The organism is Psychroflexus montanilacus, from assembly GCF_020164535.1.
Classification (GTDB): Bacteria; Bacteroidota; Bacteroidia; order Flavobacteriales; family Flavobacteriaceae; genus Psychroflexus; species Psychroflexus montanilacus.
Window position 1 is genome coordinate 694,167 of the sequence record NZ_JAIQZC010000001.1, and the last position, 17,810, is coordinate 711,976.

Consider the following 17,810-nt stretch of genomic DNA (forward strand, 5'->3'; position numbering starts at 1 on the left):
TATGCTAGATAGTAGACTTTAGAAGATGGCTTTGGATATCAAGTCTTAAATCTTGCAAAGCATCTAAGTAACCGATGACAAATTCAGCTATAAAGAATTTAGGTAATCATAAAGAGTTATAAATAGAGGAAGTCACTAAGCTTTAGCATTATCTCCGCTTTCTGGATTTTTTTTACCAAGTCTTTTTTTCTTCCAAAGCTCTTTGGCGTATTTCTGCATATCGGTGACAGTGTCTTTTTCGTCTACGATTTCGAGTCCAAGTATGGTTTCTATAATGTCTTCCATAGTCACAATTCCATCCATACCTCCATATTCATCTAAGATGAGTGCAATCTGTTCTCTATTTTCCAATAAGGTTTCCCATAGCGTAAAAAGTGGGGTTTTTCCAGATACAGCGGTAATTTCACGTTTAAGCTCCTTAAGTTTTAAGTGGTGTTGATCTTCGGCTAGCTTTTCAAGTAACTCATGTCTAAATACACAGCCAGTAATATTATCCTCACTTTCAGAATAAATTGGTATTCTAGAAAATCTATTGTACTGTTTACTCTTTAAAAACTCCTGCAAAGTGGTGTTTTCATCTTCTGTTATAACGACCACTCTAGGCGTCATTATTTTTTCAACAGTAATATTTTTAAGCCTTAAAATATTTTGAATCATCTTGTTTTCCTTTTCAGTAAACAAGCCTTCTTTATTGCCTATAGTAGCCAAAGCAGCAATTTCCTCCCTACTCGTTGATTTTTCGTCTTTATTACTGGATAGCATATTGGTTATTACAGAAGACATTACCACTAGTGGGTAAGTCAGGAAAATCATAATCCTAAGAATATGGTATGAAATTTTAGTGAGCCTCTTCCAATACCTGGCGCCCAAAGTTTTAGGAATAATTTCGGTTACCACTAAAATCAAAAGAGTCAAAACAGCTGAGACTACACCAAAATAAGCTTCACCAAAAACTTTAACCGCCTGCGCTCCAACACCAGCAGCTCCTATGGTATGGGCGACAGTGTTCAGTGATAGAATTGCAGATAAAGGCTTATCGATTTCTGTCTTGTATCTTAAGAAGGAATCGGCCCATTTGTGACCATTTTCTTTCTTTACAATCAAAAATGAACGGTTGGTAGACAAAAGGACAGATTCCATAATTGAACACAAAAAAGAAACAAAAAGGGCTAAAAATAAATAGGCAAATAATAAAAACATCTCAAAGGTTTTTTCAAATATACGTTTTGTAAAAAGCCATTTTCCCAAAATTATCCTTATAAATAAAAAATGGCTTTTTGTAAGGGAGAGTTAAACTCATGTCAACAAAAGGCTAAACAGACTACACTCTTCTACACAGTGAGGATAAAATCCACGAGTTTGTGGAGTCAAACTCCTTAAATAACCTGTAGTATCAGCAAAACGGGAACGGTACATGAATTGGTTACTAATACTTAAAAAAGCCATGCAAACTAATATCAACCTCACCACAACCAAAAGACCTCCAACCTTTTCAAAATTATTTTCCTTAAAAACATTGTCCACAAGAGACATGGGTATTTTTGGAATTACCTTTTTACTTCTTGCGGGTGCCTTACTCATGCTCATCAAACTACAACCTGCATTTGAGCAATTGCATTTTGAGCGTATCAACACCTTTTGGGGACAACTCCTTATTTATGTATCCATAGGTCTATTGGCTTTTAAGATCGCTTTTTTAGGGTTTATTTTTTTCCTTCGGCTCAGATACAAAGCGGTGGCTTCAGTTTCCAACGAAAAACTGCCAGTGCTTACCGTGATTGTACCGGCTTACAACGAAGGGAAATTGGTTTGGAAAACCCTGCATAGCCTGGCAGGAAGCCATTATCCAAGTCATAAGTTGCAAATCATTTCTATAGATGATGGCAGCAAAGATGACACCTGGTCCTGGATGCAAAAAGCAAAACAGGAAATTGGAGAAAAGCTTAGTATTTTCCAGCAACCCAAAAATATGGGGAAACGCCACGCGCTCTACAGAGGTTTCAAAATGGGAGCTGGAGAAATTTACGTTACTGTAGATAGCGACTCTATTGTAAAAACTGAAACCTTAAGAAATTTGGTGTCACCTTTCATCACCGATAGAAATTGTGGTGCAGTTGCTGGTAATGTGAAAGTCCTAAACAATCAAAAAGCAATCATACCCCGTATGTTGAACGTAAGTTTTGCTTTTAGCTTCGAATTTATACGCTCGGCTCAAAGTGTACTAGGGTCTGTGTTATGCACACCTGGCGCCCTGGCCGCCTACAGACGCGATGCGGTATCTAATTGTTTGGAAGATTGGATGAATCAAACCTTTTTGGGAACCAAAACAGATATTGGAGAAGACAGAGCCATGACCAATATGATCTTAAAACAGGGTAAAAATGTGCGTTTCCAAAGCAATGCAGTCGTCTTAACCAATATTCCGGAATGCTATAAAAACCTTTACAAGATGTTCATACGCTGGGAGCGAAGCAATGTGAGAGAAAACATCAAAATGAGCCAGTTTGCTTTTTCAAATTATAGAGAAGGCTGCAAAATAGGCCCTAGAATTCTACTCATCAACCAGTGGATCAAAGTGATTTTCGCCTATCCGTTTGTATTATTGATGCTCGCTTTCATTGTTATGTATCCGCTGATGTTCCTCAGTACTACACTTGTGAGTATTCTTGTATTTTCGAGCATTCCTGCCTTATTTTATGCCAAATCTTATAATGTAGGAGAGTCCCTGTGGATCTATTGCTATAGTTTATTTTACACCTTTAGTCTGTTCTGGATCACGCCATATGCCATCGCAACAGCAAGTCGACGCGGCTGGTTAACTCGAGGGCTTCCAAAGAATTCTTAAGGAGTTAAGTTTTTATTTATTTCTGAATTTATCTAGAGAGTGTTTTAAGCAATATCGACAGTAAGCTTCAACAATGGTCTAACTTAAGTGTCCCGTCCTGGCATTTTTGTTATGACTGAAAGTGACAGTTAAGATTTTGACTCTTAATTTATTTATCATTTGTCTTGCATTCAGTTTTCTGGCTCTTTTAGTCCTTTTTTTTAAGGTCTTCGCTCTTGACTCGTGATTTTTGGGCCGTAAGTCTCTTGTCCTGTTTTTTGTTTCTTGGCTGCATTTGGTGTAAAATCCACCCTGCCAAACCTGATCATTCTACTTTTGACTAAAACACTTATCTTTAGTTCAACAAAAAATGATAATATGAAACCATGTCTACTGTCTTTAAGTATTCTGTTCACAACACTTAGTTTTGCTCAATCGTCAAATAAAGCTCAACTTGAAAAGCTTACCGACAATCACCTCAACACCAGCATTGAACTTCTAAAGGATTGGCTAAGCTTACCAAATAATGGATTGAAGGAAGAGCATGTGCAGCATAACCTTGACTACGCTAAAGAAGCGTTTGAAAGTCGCAGATTTGGTACCAAAATTCTAACAACCGATGCGACACCTCTGCTTCTAGCTGAGCGTCCAACCCAAAAGAAATTACCCACCCTCCTCCTCTATGCTCATGCCGATGGACAAGCGGTAGAGCCAGAGCGTTGGAACCAACCTAACCCATACGAACCTGTATTAAAAAAGAAAAATGAGTCTGGAGACTGGGAGATCATTCCATGGTCAAATTTGGAGGACTCTTTTAATCCCGACTGGCGCGTTTATGGCAGGTCTAGTTCAGATGACAAAGGACCTATCGCGATGCTATGGTCGGCTCTGGACATACTTGATGAATCGAAACTAGATACCAAAGTCAATTTAAAAGTCATCATTGATTTTGAAGAAGAACTTGGCTCTCCAAATCTGCCTGATGCTGTCAAAAAATATAAAAAAGAGCTCACTGCCGATATGCTTGTTATCATCGACGGACCTCAACATGCTTCCAATCAGCCCACCTTATCGTTTGGAGCCAGAGGCATACAAACGCTCACACTTACAACTTTTGGAGCCAAAGGGTCTCAACACAGCGGTCATTATGGCAACTACATTACCAATCCTGCCAGACAGTTATCTCAGCTTCTAGCTAGTTTTTATACAGAAGACGGTCGTGTAGCTATTCCAGGTTATTACGATGGGGTTTCGATTTCAGATTCCGAAATGCAAGCGCTCAAGGCTGTCCCGGATGATGAAGTTCAACTCAAGAAAGATTTAGGGTTTATTACCCAGGACAGTGTCGCTAGTTTTTTAAAAGCTTCTATACAGTATCCGTCACTAAACATAAGAGGAATGCGTTCTGGATGGGTTGGCGACGAGGCCAGAACCATTGTTCCAGAAATGGCAACGGCAGAACTCGATATCAGACTGGTTAAATCTTCTCAGCCAGCAACCCTTATACAACTTGTAAAAACGCATATTGAAAACCAGGGCTACACTGTTTTAGACAAAGCACCAACAGATGAACAGCGACAAAATCTGAAAAAGGTCGTTCAAATGAACCACACGTTTTCCTACGATGCCTTCAAAACAGATATTGATTCGCCGGTTGGAGTTTGGCTTACCAGGGCTTTGGAGGGTGTTTTTGATACCTCCCCCATCCTTATACCCACATCTGGAGGCTCCATTCCCATCTCGCCATTTGTAAGCGCATTAGGTGTTCCTGCCGTTACAGTCCCCCTGGTCAATAACGATAACAATCAGCACAGTCCGGATGAAAATTTAAGACTCGGACATTACCGAGACGGAATCCTCAGCCTTATGGCCATACTTACTCAGGAGTATAAAAAGTGATATTTTTATTCTAAACCTGCCTCTCAAGGAACAAAGGCCGATATAATGCCGTTCACCTATCACCATCATTATTTGTTCAAATGTTCAAACAAAGTTAGGTAGCATCTTGAAATCCAAACTGGAGTTAAGACATTATAATTGAGAGAATTGAAAAGAACAATGATATATATTCAATAAAGACGCAACTTTCAAATAAGAAGTCATCTTATAAAAAACATCATGAGAAATAAAACTTTACTTTTCTACCTCTCTATCTTAATGCTTCTCATAAATTTAAGTTGTAAAGATGACGACGACGATAGTTGCATCAATTTTTCAACTGCATTTGTGACTGCGGTAGATGCACCAGAGACAGGAACAGTTTCTGAAGTAACCCCGATTGAGGTAGATTTTGAAGTGTTTAACGGCTGTACAGTGTTTGAAAATTTTATTGAAACCCAGGAAGATAACGTCATTACTGTTGAAATTGAAACCAAATCTGAAGGCTGTATTTGTACGCTTCCTGTGCTTACACTGTCAACAACTTATAGATTCACTCCAGAAAATCCTGGGGATTATAAATTGAACTTCAAATCTGGCCCAACTGAATTTATAACTGTTGATATAACCGTAAATTAAAACTTATGAAATACACAACTGTTTTTACTAGCATTGTGCTCCTTATATGCTTTACTTGTTTTGCTCAAAGTCCACGTGAGGTCGTTCAAAATCAACTAGATGCTTATAATGCAAAAGATTTGAAAGCCTTTTTGGATGTATTTGCAGAAGAGGCTGTAGCTTATAATTATGGAGAAGCAGAACCTTTTATCGATGGCAAAACAAACTTTAAAGAAACCTATGGAAGGCTATTCTCCTCTTCTCCACAACTCCATAGCGAAGTTATTTCTCGTCAGGTAATAGGAAACACCGTAGTGGATTATGAATACATCACAGGAAGAGAAGGAAATGATCAACCCCTTTTGTTGATAGCCATCTATGTAGTAGAAAAAGGAAAAATAATTCGGTGTGATTTTATAAGGGAGTAAAGGTGCAGGATTTCAACAGTATGTTGAAATATTCTCCATAATCTAAACCTTAGAAATCCTTGAAGCGCCTTATGATTGACACATTGTTAACCAAAGTTGCTATTTATTATAGTTTAATTAAGAAACATGGTGTTTTCATCTTAAATTTCAATTAAATCAAATTTTCTGATAGACGAAGGGAACTAAATTTGTCGTTAATATGTAAAATTCGGACTATGAAAGAGACATTTGATTTAATAAACGACGCGGCAAATTTTACTAGTGCTGGAACATCACAGTTATCTGTTAATACTCCCGAAGGAATAGAACAAGTCGAAGTTGAAAATTTATCTGAACTAGATTCAGATTATGAACATTCTGACCTCGGTCGACTTTACTCAGAATTTCCTGAGAATTTTGCTAAAATTCAAAAGATAAGCTTTCGCGATCAATATTTCTTCAACTGTTATTTCAGTACCAATGACGATATGGACATCTTAAAATTTGACAAAGATGGTACCCTCGTAGGTGAAACTAACTCATAGTTCCATTTTTTCTCGAAGCCTCTGGCTTCAACACATTTTTATTTAAACCAACCAAAATTAATTCAAGATGAACAAAAGATTGAAACAGATTACTTTTGCCGCAATTTTAGGCTTAATGACTTTTACAACTCAAGCACAGGAAAGTGTTTTTGGAGTAAAAGGAGGATTAAATTTATCCAATTTTTTCACAGAAAATGTAGATGATGAAAACCTAAGAACAGGACTCAACTTTGGAGTATATTCTAGAAGTGCACTAATTCCAGAAGTCCTTTATCTACAAACAGAATTAGGATATTCTGGCAAAGGTGCTAAGATTGAAGGTAGCCTTGGAGAAGCAGAGATTGGCTTAGGTTATTTAGAACTTCCAATACTTGCATCTGTAGGAATAGCTGATCTATTTTATGTAGAGGGTGGTGCATATGCATCTTATTTATTGGACGCAAATATCTCTGGGGAATCTAGTGGTGGATCTTCTTTTTCAGAAGAAATTAGCACTAGCAATTTTAAAGATTTTGACTACGGACTTGCAGTTGGAGCTAATGTGAATTTAAGACCCTTGGTTGTTGGCGTTCGTTATTATTACGGATTGCAAGACATAGTTGATAATGATTTTGCACAGTTTTCTGGTATAGAAGCAAGAAATTCAACTTTTCAAGCCTATGTAGCTTTTGAATTTTAATTAACCAGCCTAATCAATTGCTACATGAAGCGCACCTTAAAGGGTGCGCTTTTTTTATGCTATGCCTTTATAGAAGTTAAAAGTGTAGATAATTATACAAAGTATGTATAGTAATACCACACAATCAAATAAAAACAAGTTTAAAGATTATAGTTATTTTATTGACTGTCAATTTGTTATGTTAATTGTGAAAGGTTTGGACAAGTATTGGAGTACCTTATAGTGAATCCAAAAAAACTTAACATGAAAACATTAGCAATTGCTTTTTTACTACTACTATGCACACAGGTAAGCAGTCAAGAAAAGAACGGGGAAAAGGAAGAGAAAACAAATAGCAGCCTGAATGTGGAGGACATGCTTTCTTCAGAAAATGAAAATGTGACGATTATTTCTTTTAACCAGTTACCTGGAGCCATCAAGAATAAACTTCATGAACTCAACATTGACCCAAAAATGATTGAGACGATTAAAATATCAGAAACAAAAGAAAAAACTTTGTATGCCATCTCCATTTTGCAAAATGAAAAAATAAGAACCCTACGAATTAAACCCAACGGCCAGATGAAAAACGTTTAATATCCTAAAGTTTAAGTTTGTTCTGAGATCCCGAAGTAAAAATTCGGGATCTTTTTTTTGCGTACACACAAAAACCAAGGGTATTGAATTCATAGGATCTTAAAAGGTATGGAAAACTGAGATTTATTTTCATTGTATAATGACTTTAAGTGATGTGGGTTACAGCAGGAGAAGATTGGCTTAACATTAGCTTTACCCTTGTAAAGTTGGAGCAGAATACACCTAGATTTACATCTCAACAATAAAAGATTAGTTTATGAAAAAGTTAGTTATTGCAGCATGTCTAATCGTAGCCTTCAGTTTTCAATCTGAAGCACAATCTATTTCCGAACACGCTTTAGGCTTAAGGTTTGGCGGTAATAATGGGTATGGAGCAGAAGTGTCCTACCAACGGGCACTAGGAGACAACAATCGCCTTGAGGTCGATCTTGGTTGGAGAAATAATGACAATTTTGATGCGTTTAAACTTACAGGTTTGTACCAATGGGTTTGGAACATTGAAGGAGGATTCAACTGGTTTGCCGGGTTAGGTGGTGGATTGGGAAGTGTGAATTACGATGACCGCTATAGAAATGGCGACTATGACGGAAGCAATGAAGTATTCCTTTTTGGTGCTGGAAATGTTGGCATCGAATATAATTTTGATATCCCTTTACTTATTGCTTTAGATTTCCGTCCGGAAATCGGGTCTGGCAATTATAATAATGATCTGGATTTTGATATTGCTTTGGCGTTACGCTACCAGTTTTAACCCTCACAGAACTATATATTTATTGAAAAGCCTCGGATTGAATTCGAGGCTTTTTTGTGAAGTGATGTTTTATATTTACGACTTATTAGCTGAAATTGACAGTTCATCGAAAACATGATTTCAAAAAACTCCTTTGCAGTTACTTTTGACTCAAAATCAAAAACATGAAAACACCTCCCCTTCAACAGTTTATTAGATTCGTTTGGATATCAGCTGTAATTGCTGTTTTCATTCACTTGATCAATTATATGGGAAGCGGTTTGACAGTAAACTACCTCACCAATTATAAATATTTGCTCGTTAATTTTTCTTATGCCTTTATCATCGGGATATTTAATATCACATTTATTACTCTTATTCAGAGTAAATTTTCATGGCGTGAAGAACCAAAAACTCTTATTGTTTTGGGAATTCTTGGCACAGTCATCGTTTCAGTTTTAGGTTTTTTTATTGCGAGAATCGTTCATAGCCTTTGGATATATGGCTATACATTTCAATATTTTTTAAATAATGAAAGCTTAACCAGTTATATCTTTGCTGTTCTAATTGCCATCATTGTCAGTTTAGCCTTTCATGCTTATTACTTTTATAAATTTGGTGCTGATGCAGAATTGAAAGCACAAAAGGAAATCGTAGAACATACTAAAGCCAAACATAAAGCTCTTCAAGATCAACTCGACCCACACTTTCTGTTCAATAGTCTTAGCGTTTTGGCTTCGCTCATCGAAGAAGATCCCAAAAGAGCTACAGAATTTACCACTAGCCTCTCTAAAGTTTACCGCTATGTTTTAGACCAGCGACAGGAAGATGTGGTGAGTTTATCCTCTGAACTGGATTTTGCAAAAGTCTATTTAAACCTCCTAGCCATGCGCTTTGAAGATAGCTTAAGCTATAGCATAAATGTAACAGACGAAACCGCATTTACTATTCCGCTTTCACTTCAGCTTCTCATTGAAAATGCGGTGAAACATAATAAGGTTACTGAGAGGCAGCCACTTCATATTGAGATTTTTAAAACTGAAAGCTTTTTGGTTGTTCAAAATAACGTCAATCCGAAAGCTCAGGAATCCAATCGAAATGGCATTGGACTCAAAAACATCAAAAACAGATTTGAGGCATTTACAGAAATCCCAATTCAAATTGAAAAGGACGCAACAAAATTCAGAGTAAAACTTCCGCTTATCAAAAATCAATACGCATGAGTAAAATAGTAATTGTAGAGGATGAAAAGCCTGCAGCCAGAAGACTTGAACGCCTACTTATCGACCTTGATTATAAAGTGTTTAAAAAATTACACTCTGTGGAAGAAGCGGTAGAATGGTTTAAAGACAATTCTCAGATAGATTTAATTTTTCTTGACATTCAACTAAGTGATGGCTTGTCTTTTGAAATTTTTGAAGATGTGCACATAGAAGCCGATTTAATTTTCACCACGGCCTACGATGAATATGCGCTGAAAGCTTTTAAACTAAATAGTATCGACTACCTTCTAAAGCCAATAGATCGGAGTGAATTGGCTGTAGCACTCCATAAATTTGAAAAGCGAAAATCTGCAAAAACCATCGATGCAGAATTGCTCAAGAACTTACTATTTCAGCCAAAGGAAAATCCAACCTACAAAACCCGATTTTCAATAAAAGTTGGGGAACGGCTCAAGACCTTTTCTACAGATGATATTCTTTGCTTTGAAAGTTCGGACAAAGCCACTTCCCTGGTCACCGTTGAAGGTAAACACTATGTTATCGATGACTCTTTAAACCAGCTGGAGCCTCAGCTTTCTCCCAAAGATTTTTTTAGAGTGAATAGGAGTCATATTATTCATTACCAGGCCATACAAGATATGGTCAATTATTCTTCAAGTAGGATAAAAATCAATTTAAAAGGTTTAGATCAGTCTACGATAGTGAGTAGGGATCGTGTAAAAGACTTTAAAAATTGGATTGGATAAACCCAATTTAAGCTCTGAAGATGCTTATATTTAAACAAAAAAATGAATATTCTATGTATCTCTGGTTCTGCCTCAAAAAATAGCAGTAATGTGAAATTCCTCCAGGCCATTGCTGAGCAATTATCTATAAATCATGCTGTGGAGGTTTATGAAGGTCTTTACAATTTCCCTTTGTTTACGCCAGAAAGACTCAATCAAGGTATTCCTGAATCCATCAATTTATTAAGGGACCGCATTACAAATGCCGACCTTGTTATTATTTCAACTCCTGAATATAATCACAACATTCCAGCAGTGCTCAAAAATATGCTGGAATGGCTAACAGATTCTGGTGAGTTTTTTGCTAAAAAAGTACTCCCACTCACTTTTACGCCCAAAGAACCTCGTGGTAAATATGCACTGAAATCACTACAGATGAGCCTCAAAGCACAAAAAGCCACAATCATTTCTGAAGCTAATTTTTACAAAACCGACGTTAACTTTGTAGACGAACTTATCATTTTACCAGAGGACATTAAGATAATGTTAAGCAATGTTCTGGAGTAATGAGAACTTTTTAAAAAAAATACTTTAGATTATTAATTATATTTAATCATTAGTTAAATATAATTTATACGATATAAATCAATTGAAATGAAATAGTAATATTGCCTCATAAACTTAACTGATGAAGTACGTTTTTTTAGCCTTTAGTTTACTATTATTGTCCAGCCAGGTCGATTATTACGATATGGATTGGGTTGGTAATACTATGACTATTGAAGCTGAAGAAAATAACTCGGTAGTTGAAGAATATACCGTTTCTAATAAAGCTTCTAAAGAAAATCAGGCTACTATTTTTTCACCAAAAAAAGTCTTAAAGGCCTATTTACTTTTCAATCATCAGGTTCATCTTGACCTGGAAATAGATCCGCCCGACGTTTTAAGTTAGTAGAATTCTTTACTTAACTTAAAATAAATTCAATGAGAAATTTTTTATTGGGGATAAGCCTAGTCTTATCTCTACACTCTTTTGCACAAGTAGAAGAGTCTAAGCTCGGAAGTTGGTACATGTACTTTTATAATGTCAACTTTGAGGAATCTAACTTTGGTGTTCAGGGTGATTTTCAATACAGAAACTGGAATACTATAGGTGATTTGGAACAATTGCTTTTAAGGTCTGGTGTCACTTATAGACCAGATGAGGCACCAATCCTATTTACTTTAGGTTTTGCAAATATCACTACTGGCACCCCAGGAGAGAGTTCTTCAACCTTTAATGAAAACAGGGTTTATCAAGAAGCACTTATTAACCAAAAAATCCTACAAAGAGTACACCTTCTGCATAGATTCAGATACGAACAGCGGTGGGTGGAGGATCAGGATTTTAGAACACGTTTCAGGTACAATCTGTTTGTCAATATAGGATTGAACTCCAAAGAACTTGTTCCCAGGACTTTTTACGCTTCTTTTTATAATGAACTTTTCATTAATGGAGAACGCGATACGGGGACCTCTGAGGTAGAACTGTTTGACAGAAACCGAACCTATTTTGGGTTGGGCTATGTCTTAACAGAAAGTACCCGACTTCAACTTGGCTGGATGAGACAGGAAACTGAGACGTTCACCAAAAATCAATTACAATTTAGTTTACACCAAAATTTAAATTTTTAAAAAATATAATATCATGAGACTTAAAATTAATACCCTGCTAGTCCTATTGGCAACTATTTTCTTAATAACAAGTTGCAACACCAATTCAACAAAGACAAAAAATGAATCCGAACAAGAAGCTAAAACCCTAGATCTAAACGAAGATGTTCTATTATATTCTAAAGAATGTATAACAGAATACGAAGTCGTAAAAGCTCAACGGGAATGGGCAGATGGCATTGTAAGGATAGGGGAAGTTTACACTGAAGGAGGAGACTATAAAACTGAAGCGGCAGAATTCATACAAGAAATGTATGGCTACGATCTTGGAAGTGTGCTCTTCAAGCCTACTTTAGCTTCTGTATCTCAATTCCGAAACAGTTTTGATTCAGCAAAATCTTACTTTGTGGGTGGAAATGATGCTTACCCGGAAGATGAAGGTTTTGCGATAAAACCATACACCAATGTAAAATGGGACAATGTAGGAATCATCAATAATAATTGCAGAATGGCGATTGCTATGGGTAATTATTACTTTACTCCAAAAGACGGAAGCGGCGACGTAAAGGTTGAATACACCTTTGCTTATGTGAAGGATAAAACAGGAAAAATAAGAATTGCTTCGCACCAGTCCTCTTTGCCATATGTTCCACCAAAAAAGTAATTGCATTTTTTGATAATAAAAGCCTGTTCAAAACTTTTGAACAGGCTTTTATAATTTATATAACCAACTCTGGTTTAAATGATTTTAAAACGTTTACGGTCTACTTCTTTCAAATAGATTTTACGTATCCTCAAGTGGTTTGGAGTGACTTCTACGTACTCATCCTTTTGGATATATTCCAAAGCTTCTTCCAAAGAGAATTTCTTGGCTGGAACAATTTTAGCTTTATCATCTGCTCCAGAAGATCTTACGTTAGAAAGCTTTTTAGTTTTAGTGATGTTCACAGTCATATCATCCGACCTTGAGTTTTCGCCAATCACCTGACCTTCGTAAATTTCTTCACCTGGATCAACAAAAAACTTACCTCTATCCTGAAGCTTATCAATAGAATAAGGAATTGCTTTTCCTTTTTCCATAGAGACCAAAGAACCGTTCTGGCGTTGTGGAATATCACCTTTTAGGGGTTGAAATTCTTTAAAACGGTGAGCCATAATTGCTTCACCAGCTGTTGCTGTCATCAATTGGTTTCTTAAACCGATGATACCTCGAGAAGGAATTAAAAACTGGATAGTCATCCTTTCCCCTTTTCCTTCCATACTTAACATTTCACCTTTACGCATGGTAACCATTTCTACAGATTTTCCAGAAATATGCTCAGGCAAATCGATAGTCAATTCTTCAATAGGTTCACACTTCACACCATCCACTTCTTTGATGATGACCTGTGGCTGTCCAATTTGAAGTTCATAACCTTCTCTTCTCATGGTTTCAATGAGAACCGACAAGTGCATAACTCCACGTCCAAAAACATTGAACTTATCAGCAGAATCTGTGTCTTCTACTCTTAAGGCTAAGTTTTTCTCAAGTTCTTTAGTCAAACGATCTTTGATGTGTCTTGAAGTCACAAATTTTCCGTCTTTTCCAAAAAATGGAGAATCGTTGATGGTGAACAACATACTCATGGTTGGTTCATCTATTGCAATAGACTTTAAACCTTCAGGATTTTCAATATCGGCAACCGTGTCACCAATTTCGAAACCTTCAAGGCCAACAATAGCGCAAATGTCTCCTGCCTGAATCTCTTCAACTCTGCGTCTTCCAACACCTTCAAAGGTGTGAAGTTCTTTAATACGAGTTTTGGTAACAGAGCCATCGCGTTTCACCAAAGAAACTGGCATGTTTTCTTTCAGAACTCCTCTGTGCAAACGACCGATAGCGATTCTTCCTGTATAGGAAGAAAAGTCTAAAGAAGTAATCAACATTTGCGTATTTCCTTCTTTTACTTCAGGAGAGTCAATATGTTCTATAACCATATCCAGCAAAGGCTCGATATTTTCTGTCTTTTCGTCTGGACTTTCACTCATCCAGTTATTTAGAGCCGAACCGTAAACGGCTGGGAAATCCAATTGCCATTCTTCGGCACCAAGTTCGAACATCAAGTCAAAAACTTTCTCGTGCACTTCCTCTGGAGTACAGTTTGGTTTATCTACTTTGTTGATAACTACACAAGGCTTCAGACCTAGGTCCAGAGCTTTCTGCAATACAAACCGCGTTTGTGGCATAGGTCCTTCAAAGGCATCCACAAGTAGCAAAACCCCATCGGCCATATTCAACACTCGCTCTACTTCTCCACCAAAATCGGCGTGACCAGGAGTATCAATGATATTAATTTTTGTGTCTTTGTAAACTACAGAGACGTTTTTGGATACTATTGTAATCCCTCTTTCTCTCTCGAGGTCATTATTGTCCAAAATAAGATCTCCAGTAGATTCGTTGTCACGAAACAATTTACAGTAATGCATAATTTTGTCCACCAAGGTTGTCTTGCCGTGGTCAACGTGAGCGATAATCGCGATGTTCTTGATATTCATAAAAAGGCGTAATTTTAAGTCGGCAAAGGTAGGCTTATTTTATGTATAAAAGCCTGAAATCTTAAAATGAAAATATTGAGAACAAAATTTTGAATAAAATTCTGTTAATCAATCTTTTGAAAGCAATTACCGATTTAAAACTTCCAAAATTTGACTTTCCAGTTTTGGGTCAAACAAACTTAAAGAATTGCTGGTAAGTGTATAAGATTTGTCGATAATGTAAACCCTGTTTAAATAATTTTTGAAAAATCCATAGGTGTTCTCCGGGACAACAGACACAACCTGAAATTCGGTTGAACCGTTATGTTCCAGTTGAGACAATGCATTTTTCCACAAGTTCGGGTTTTGAAAATCAAGATTGATGCTCAAAAAAATAAGTTCCGGATATTTCTCTCTTAATTCTTCAATTTTTTTCAAATTGTTTTTTTTGCCTTCAAAAGATAAGGCAGACCAGGTGTGCATCACAGTAGGTTTATCCCCTGTAATCTCATGAAGCTGAATGGTATCAAAATCTGTTGTTTTTAAATTCAAATTCTTCATGTTTTTACCCACAAGGTAATTACTCTGTATTGTTGTTAACTGATGTAATTCATCTTCATCCAAAGCAGTAAGATCAAATTTTTTGATCATGGATAAGGTCTCCTCCAGTTGTTTTTCAGTCTGTGAAAAAACAATTTCACGTCTTATGAAACGATTAAAAAAATTGGATTTCAAATAGTCATTTTCGAATAACTTATGCACCAGATTCAGTCTGCGTTTGAGATTTTGGTGATCGTTTAAATCAAAACAATCTCTATTCTCTGTTTCACAAACTTCAATAGATTTATTTCTGAGATAATTATCCAAAAACCTCATATAACTGAAGTTGGATACCAAATTTGAATCATTGAAATCCACATCACTCCTGTAATCAAAATAATCCTCTGGGAATTCATCAAATTTGCTGGGAACATACTTTTTCATGAGAAATGCATAACGTTCTCTCATATCGTAATGTTCATATTTGATGGTGCTTTCTGCAATTTTTTCGAAATAAGGCGTGAAAGTTGACTCAGATTTGAGTTTATCAAGACCTTTCAAACGCAAATCCATGATAGAATCTGTTTTCTCTACAAATCGCTGAGGGGTAATTTTATAATAAGATAAAATCAAATCATTATCATGTTCATTGAGAAGGAACATGTTTATCAGAAAATTGTTTTCTACTGATGAACTCCCCCCAAAAGTAAGGGATTCATCAAACTCCAGCGTATTGACTCTCAACACAGTACTGTCTCCAGGTTTTAAATACAGCGTCTGACTTTCAGGATAATGTTTGAAACTATATATAGATTCCTTATCCTGAGAAAATTCATAATGAAAATTGTTGTTAGCGTCCAGTGAAATTGTGTCTATAACACTATCATTATGCTCCAAGGTAACGTAACTCGAGTTCGGGTTTACTATACGCCCACCAATAAAAGTAAGATCTCTTTTTTGCTCTTTTGAGCATCCGAGGCAAATCAATATAACACAAAGGTGGTAATACTTCATAAGTGTTGATAACGTTACAAAACTAGCTTTACCAATTCTTAAAGCATGTTAAGTCACCGTTAAAAAAAGCGTGATAATAAATCCTTTATGCATTGTAATAAAATGAGTACTTTTGCAAAAAATTCAGCTTTATTATGCTATCAGTTTCAAACCTTTCTGTTCAATTTGGTAAACGTATTCTTTTTGATGAAGTCAATACCAGTTTTACCTCTGGCAATTGTTATGGTATTATTGGCGCCAACGGTGCTGGTAAATCTACTTTTTTAAATATCATTTCGGGAAAAATAGATCCAACTTCTGGACATGTTCACTTAGAGCCAGGCAAACGGATGTCTGTTCTTGAGCAAGATCACTCGATGTACGATGACTTTAATGTACTTGAAACCGTTATGATGGGAAATGAACCACTCTTTAAAATTAAAAAAGAGATGGATGAAATTTACGCCAAAGAAGATTTTAGTGATGCAGACGGAGAGCGCGTTGGTGTGTTGCAGGTTGAGTTTGAAGAAATGGACGGATGGAATGCAGAAAGCAATGCAGCTGCTTTACTTTCCAATCTTGGTATAGGATCAGAACACCATTACACCCTGGTGAAAGATCTTGACGGTCAACAAAAAGTAAGAGTGCTTTTGGCCAAAGCTATTTTTGGTAACCCCGATGTGCTTATCATGGATGAGCCTACCAACGATTTGGATTATGAAACCATCTCCTGGTTAGAAAACTTTTTAGCCAATTTTGATAACACAGTTATTGTAGTCTCTCACGACCGTCACTTCCTGGATGCGGTATGTACACACATTTCTGATATTGATTTTGGAAAAATCACTCATTATAGTGGCAACTACACTTTCTGGTATGAATCTTCTCAACTAGCAGCCAAGCAAAGAGCTCAGCAAAATAAAAAGGCTGAAGAAAAGAAAAAAGAATTGCAACAATTCATTGAACGCTTCAGTGCCAACGTGGCCAAATCCAAACAAGCTACCTCTAGAAAGAAAATGCTTGATAAGTTGGATTTTCAAAATATAAAACCTTCCAACAGAAGATATCCTGCAATTATTTTTGAAAAAGAAAGAGAAGCTGGAGATCAAATTCTTCATGTTGAAAACTTATCCGCCAGCATTGATGGTGAAAAGATTTTCTCCAATGTGCACGTTAACCTCAACAAAGGAGATAAAGTGGTAATTTACTCCAAAGACTCCAGAGCTACGAGTGCTTTTTACGAGATTATTAATGGTAAAGCTGAAGCAGATACAGGAACTTACAAATGGGGTGTAACCACAAATCAGTCCTATTTACCAAATGACAATAGCGAATACTTTGAGAGCAAGCTTTCACTCGTAGACTGGCTAAGGCAATGGGCCAAAACTGAAGAAGAACGCGAGGAAGTTCACATCCGTGGTTTTTTAGGAAAGATGCTATTCAGCGGAGATGAAGCTCTAAAAACTTGTGATGTACTTTCGGGAGGGGAAAAAGTGAGATGTATGGTAAGCAGGATGATGATGACCAGAGCCAATGTGCTTATTTTAGACGAGCCTACCAATCACCTGGACTTAGAAACCATTACGGCTTTCAACAATTCCCTGAACAACTTCAAGGGCAATATTTTACTTACCACACACGATCATCAATTTGCGCAAACCGTTGGTAATCGAGTGATTGAGCTGACGCCAAACGGAGTCATCGACAAATTCTCCACTTTCGATGAGTATATGTCAGACCCTAAAATTAAAGAACAACGCGAGAAGATGTATGCTGTAGAAGCTTAGACCTGTTCTTATAAAATAAGTATCAAAGGCCTGAAGAGCATTCCTCAGGCCTTTTTTATTGCCCCAGAGCAGGCATTTTTTTTTGATTTTGGGTATCGCATCAATAAAACTCAAGAAT

The 17,810-nt window shown here is 36.6% G+C and carries 18 protein-coding genes; 15 read left to right on the top strand and 3 right to left on the bottom strand.

All coding sequences use genetic code 11. The features are described 5' to 3' along the window. Positions 1-135 precede the first annotated feature (135 nt). The gene (locus LB454_RS03200; protein WP_224463066.1) at positions 136-1,200 is read right to left on the bottom strand and encodes a CNNM domain-containing protein; all 1,065 of its coding nucleotides are present in this window, start codon (positions 1,198-1,200) and stop codon (positions 136-138) included. Between the two features lie 244 nt (positions 1,201-1,444). Here LB454_RS03200 and LB454_RS03205 point away from each other — a divergent pair, with 244 nt between their 5' ends. The 14 genes from LB454_RS03205 (at position 1,445) to LB454_RS03270 (ending at position 12,522) form a co-directional block, all read left to right on the top strand. Continuing rightward, a complete protein-coding gene (locus LB454_RS03205; protein ID WP_407692584.1) occupies positions 1,445-2,845 on the top strand; it encodes a glycosyltransferase in 1,401 nt (466 codons plus the stop codon). A gap of 357 nt (positions 2,846-3,202) precedes the next feature. Then, positions 3,203-4,723 carry a M20/M25/M40 family metallo-hydrolase gene (locus LB454_RS03210; RefSeq protein ID WP_224463069.1) on the top strand — a complete coding sequence of 507 codons (1,521 nt, stop codon included), beginning with the start codon at positions 3,203-3,205 and terminating at the stop codon, positions 4,721-4,723. A 219-nt stretch (positions 4,724-4,942) separates the two neighbouring features. Beyond that, positions 4,943-5,341, top strand: a complete 399-nt coding sequence (locus LB454_RS03215; RefSeq protein WP_224463071.1) for a hypothetical protein — start codon at positions 4,943-4,945, stop codon at positions 5,339-5,341. A 5-nt stretch (positions 5,342-5,346) separates the two neighbouring features. Continuing rightward, positions 5,347-5,748 (top strand): nuclear transport factor 2 family protein, encoded by a 402-nt coding sequence (locus tag LB454_RS03220; RefSeq protein WP_224463074.1) that lies wholly within the window; start codon positions 5,347-5,349, stop codon positions 5,746-5,748. A gap of 215 nt (positions 5,749-5,963) precedes the next feature. Next, the gene (locus LB454_RS03225; RefSeq protein WP_224463076.1) at positions 5,964-6,272 is read left to right on the top strand and encodes a hypothetical protein; all 309 of its coding nucleotides are present in this window, start codon (positions 5,964-5,966) and stop codon (positions 6,270-6,272) included. Positions 6,273-6,339: 67 nt separating this feature from the next. Continuing rightward, positions 6,340-6,951, top strand: a complete 612-nt coding sequence (locus tag LB454_RS03230; protein WP_224463078.1) for a porin family protein — start codon at positions 6,340-6,342, stop codon at positions 6,949-6,951. A 243-nt stretch (positions 6,952-7,194) separates the two neighbouring features. Next, complete coding sequence (locus tag LB454_RS03235; RefSeq protein WP_224463080.1) at positions 7,195-7,527, top strand: hypothetical protein; 333 nt, start codon at positions 7,195-7,197, stop codon at positions 7,525-7,527. Positions 7,528-7,783: 256 nt separating this feature from the next. Continuing rightward, positions 7,784-8,278, top strand: coding sequence for a hypothetical protein (locus LB454_RS03240; RefSeq protein WP_224463082.1), 495 nt, complete (start codon positions 7,784-7,786; stop codon positions 8,276-8,278). A gap of 164 nt (positions 8,279-8,442) precedes the next feature. Continuing rightward, positions 8,443-9,480 carry a sensor histidine kinase gene (locus LB454_RS03245; RefSeq protein WP_224463085.1) on the top strand — a complete coding sequence of 346 codons (1,038 nt, stop codon included), beginning with the start codon at positions 8,443-8,445 and terminating at the stop codon, positions 9,478-9,480. Further along, positions 9,477-10,226, top strand: coding sequence for a LytR/AlgR family response regulator transcription factor (locus LB454_RS03250; RefSeq protein ID WP_224463088.1), 750 nt, complete (start codon positions 9,477-9,479; stop codon positions 10,224-10,226). The genes LB454_RS03245 and LB454_RS03250 overlap by 4 nt, the downstream gene beginning before the upstream one ends. Positions 10,227-10,268: 42 nt before the next feature. Next, a complete protein-coding gene (locus LB454_RS03255; RefSeq protein WP_224463090.1) occupies positions 10,269-10,772 on the top strand; it encodes an NADPH-dependent FMN reductase in 504 nt (167 codons plus the stop codon). 121 nt (positions 10,773-10,893) lie between these two features. After that, positions 10,894-11,157 (top strand): hypothetical protein, encoded by a 264-nt coding sequence (locus LB454_RS03260; RefSeq protein WP_224463092.1) that lies wholly within the window; start codon positions 10,894-10,896, stop codon positions 11,155-11,157. 32 nt (positions 11,158-11,189) lie between these two features. After that, complete coding sequence (locus LB454_RS03265; protein ID WP_224463094.1) at positions 11,190-11,879, top strand: DUF2490 domain-containing protein; 690 nt, start codon at positions 11,190-11,192, stop codon at positions 11,877-11,879. A 13-nt stretch (positions 11,880-11,892) separates the two neighbouring features. Beyond that, positions 11,893-12,522, top strand: a complete 630-nt coding sequence (locus tag LB454_RS03270; protein ID WP_224463096.1) for a phosphoribosyl-AMP cyclohydrolase — start codon at positions 11,893-11,895, stop codon at positions 12,520-12,522. 74 nt (positions 12,523-12,596) lie between these two features. Here LB454_RS03270 and typA read toward each other — a convergent pair whose 3' ends face one another. Continuing rightward, the gene (gene typA / locus LB454_RS03275) at positions 12,597-14,393 is read right to left on the bottom strand and encodes a translational GTPase TypA (protein ID WP_224463098.1); all 1,797 of its coding nucleotides are present in this window, start codon (positions 14,391-14,393) and stop codon (positions 12,597-12,599) included. A gap of 126 nt (positions 14,394-14,519) precedes the next feature. Then, positions 14,520-15,926 (bottom strand): hypothetical protein, encoded by a 1,407-nt coding sequence (locus LB454_RS03280; RefSeq protein WP_224463100.1) that lies wholly within the window; start codon positions 15,924-15,926, stop codon positions 14,520-14,522. A 134-nt stretch (positions 15,927-16,060) separates the two neighbouring features. On the opposite strand from LB454_RS03280, the gene LB454_RS03285 reads away from it, so the two are divergent. After that, positions 16,061-17,692, top strand: coding sequence for an ABC-F family ATP-binding cassette domain-containing protein (locus LB454_RS03285; RefSeq protein ID WP_224463102.1), 1,632 nt, complete (start codon positions 16,061-16,063; stop codon positions 17,690-17,692). Positions 17,693-17,810: the final 118 nt, after the last annotated feature.

Bases quoted from the DNA above. Each gene is read 5' to 3' on its own strand.
- LB454_RS03205 (WP_407692584.1), top strand. From the start codon at position 1,445: ATGCAAACTAATATCAACCTCACCACAACCAAAAGACCTCCAACCTTT.
- LB454_RS03270 (WP_224463096.1), top strand. From the start codon at position 11,893: ATGAGACTTAAAATTAATACCCTGCTAGTCCTATTGGCAACTATTTTC.
- LB454_RS03250 (WP_224463088.1), top strand. From the start codon at position 9,477: ATGAGTAAAATAGTAATTGTAGAGGATGAAAAGCCTGCAGCCAGAAGA.
- LB454_RS03210 (WP_224463069.1), top strand. From the start codon at position 3,203: ATGAAACCATGTCTACTGTCTTTAAGTATTCTGTTCACAACACTTAGT.
- LB454_RS03225 (WP_224463076.1), top strand. From the start codon at position 5,964: ATGAAAGAGACATTTGATTTAATAAACGACGCGGCAAATTTTACTAGT.
- LB454_RS03220 (WP_224463074.1), top strand. From the start codon at position 5,347: ATGAAATACACAACTGTTTTTACTAGCATTGTGCTCCTTATATGCTTT.
- LB454_RS03230 (WP_224463078.1), top strand. From the start codon at position 6,340: ATGAACAAAAGATTGAAACAGATTACTTTTGCCGCAATTTTAGGCTTA.
- LB454_RS03240 (WP_224463082.1), top strand. From the start codon at position 7,784: ATGAAAAAGTTAGTTATTGCAGCATGTCTAATCGTAGCCTTCAGTTTT.
- LB454_RS03260 (WP_224463092.1), top strand. From the start codon at position 10,894: ATGAAGTACGTTTTTTTAGCCTTTAGTTTACTATTATTGTCCAGCCAG.
- LB454_RS03255 (WP_224463090.1), top strand. From the start codon at position 10,269: ATGAATATTCTATGTATCTCTGGTTCTGCCTCAAAAAATAGCAGTAAT.
- LB454_RS03280 (WP_224463100.1), bottom strand. From the start codon at position 15,926: ATGAAGTATTACCACCTTTGTGTTATATTGATTTGCCTCGGATGCTCA.
- LB454_RS03200 (WP_224463066.1), bottom strand. From the start codon at position 1,200: ATGTTTTTATTATTTGCCTATTTATTTTTAGCCCTTTTTGTTTCTTTT.
- LB454_RS03265 (WP_224463094.1), top strand. From the start codon at position 11,190: ATGAGAAATTTTTTATTGGGGATAAGCCTAGTCTTATCTCTACACTCT.
- LB454_RS03215 (WP_224463071.1), top strand. From the start codon at position 4,943: ATGAGAAATAAAACTTTACTTTTCTACCTCTCTATCTTAATGCTTCTC.
- LB454_RS03245 (WP_224463085.1), top strand. From the start codon at position 8,443: ATGAAAACACCTCCCCTTCAACAGTTTATTAGATTCGTTTGGATATCA.
- LB454_RS03285 (WP_224463102.1), top strand. From the start codon at position 16,061: ATGCTATCAGTTTCAAACCTTTCTGTTCAATTTGGTAAACGTATTCTT.
- typA (WP_224463098.1), bottom strand. From the start codon at position 14,393: ATGAATATCAAGAACATCGCGATTATCGCTCACGTTGACCACGGCAAG.
- LB454_RS03235 (WP_224463080.1), top strand. From the start codon at position 7,195: ATGAAAACATTAGCAATTGCTTTTTTACTACTACTATGCACACAGGTA.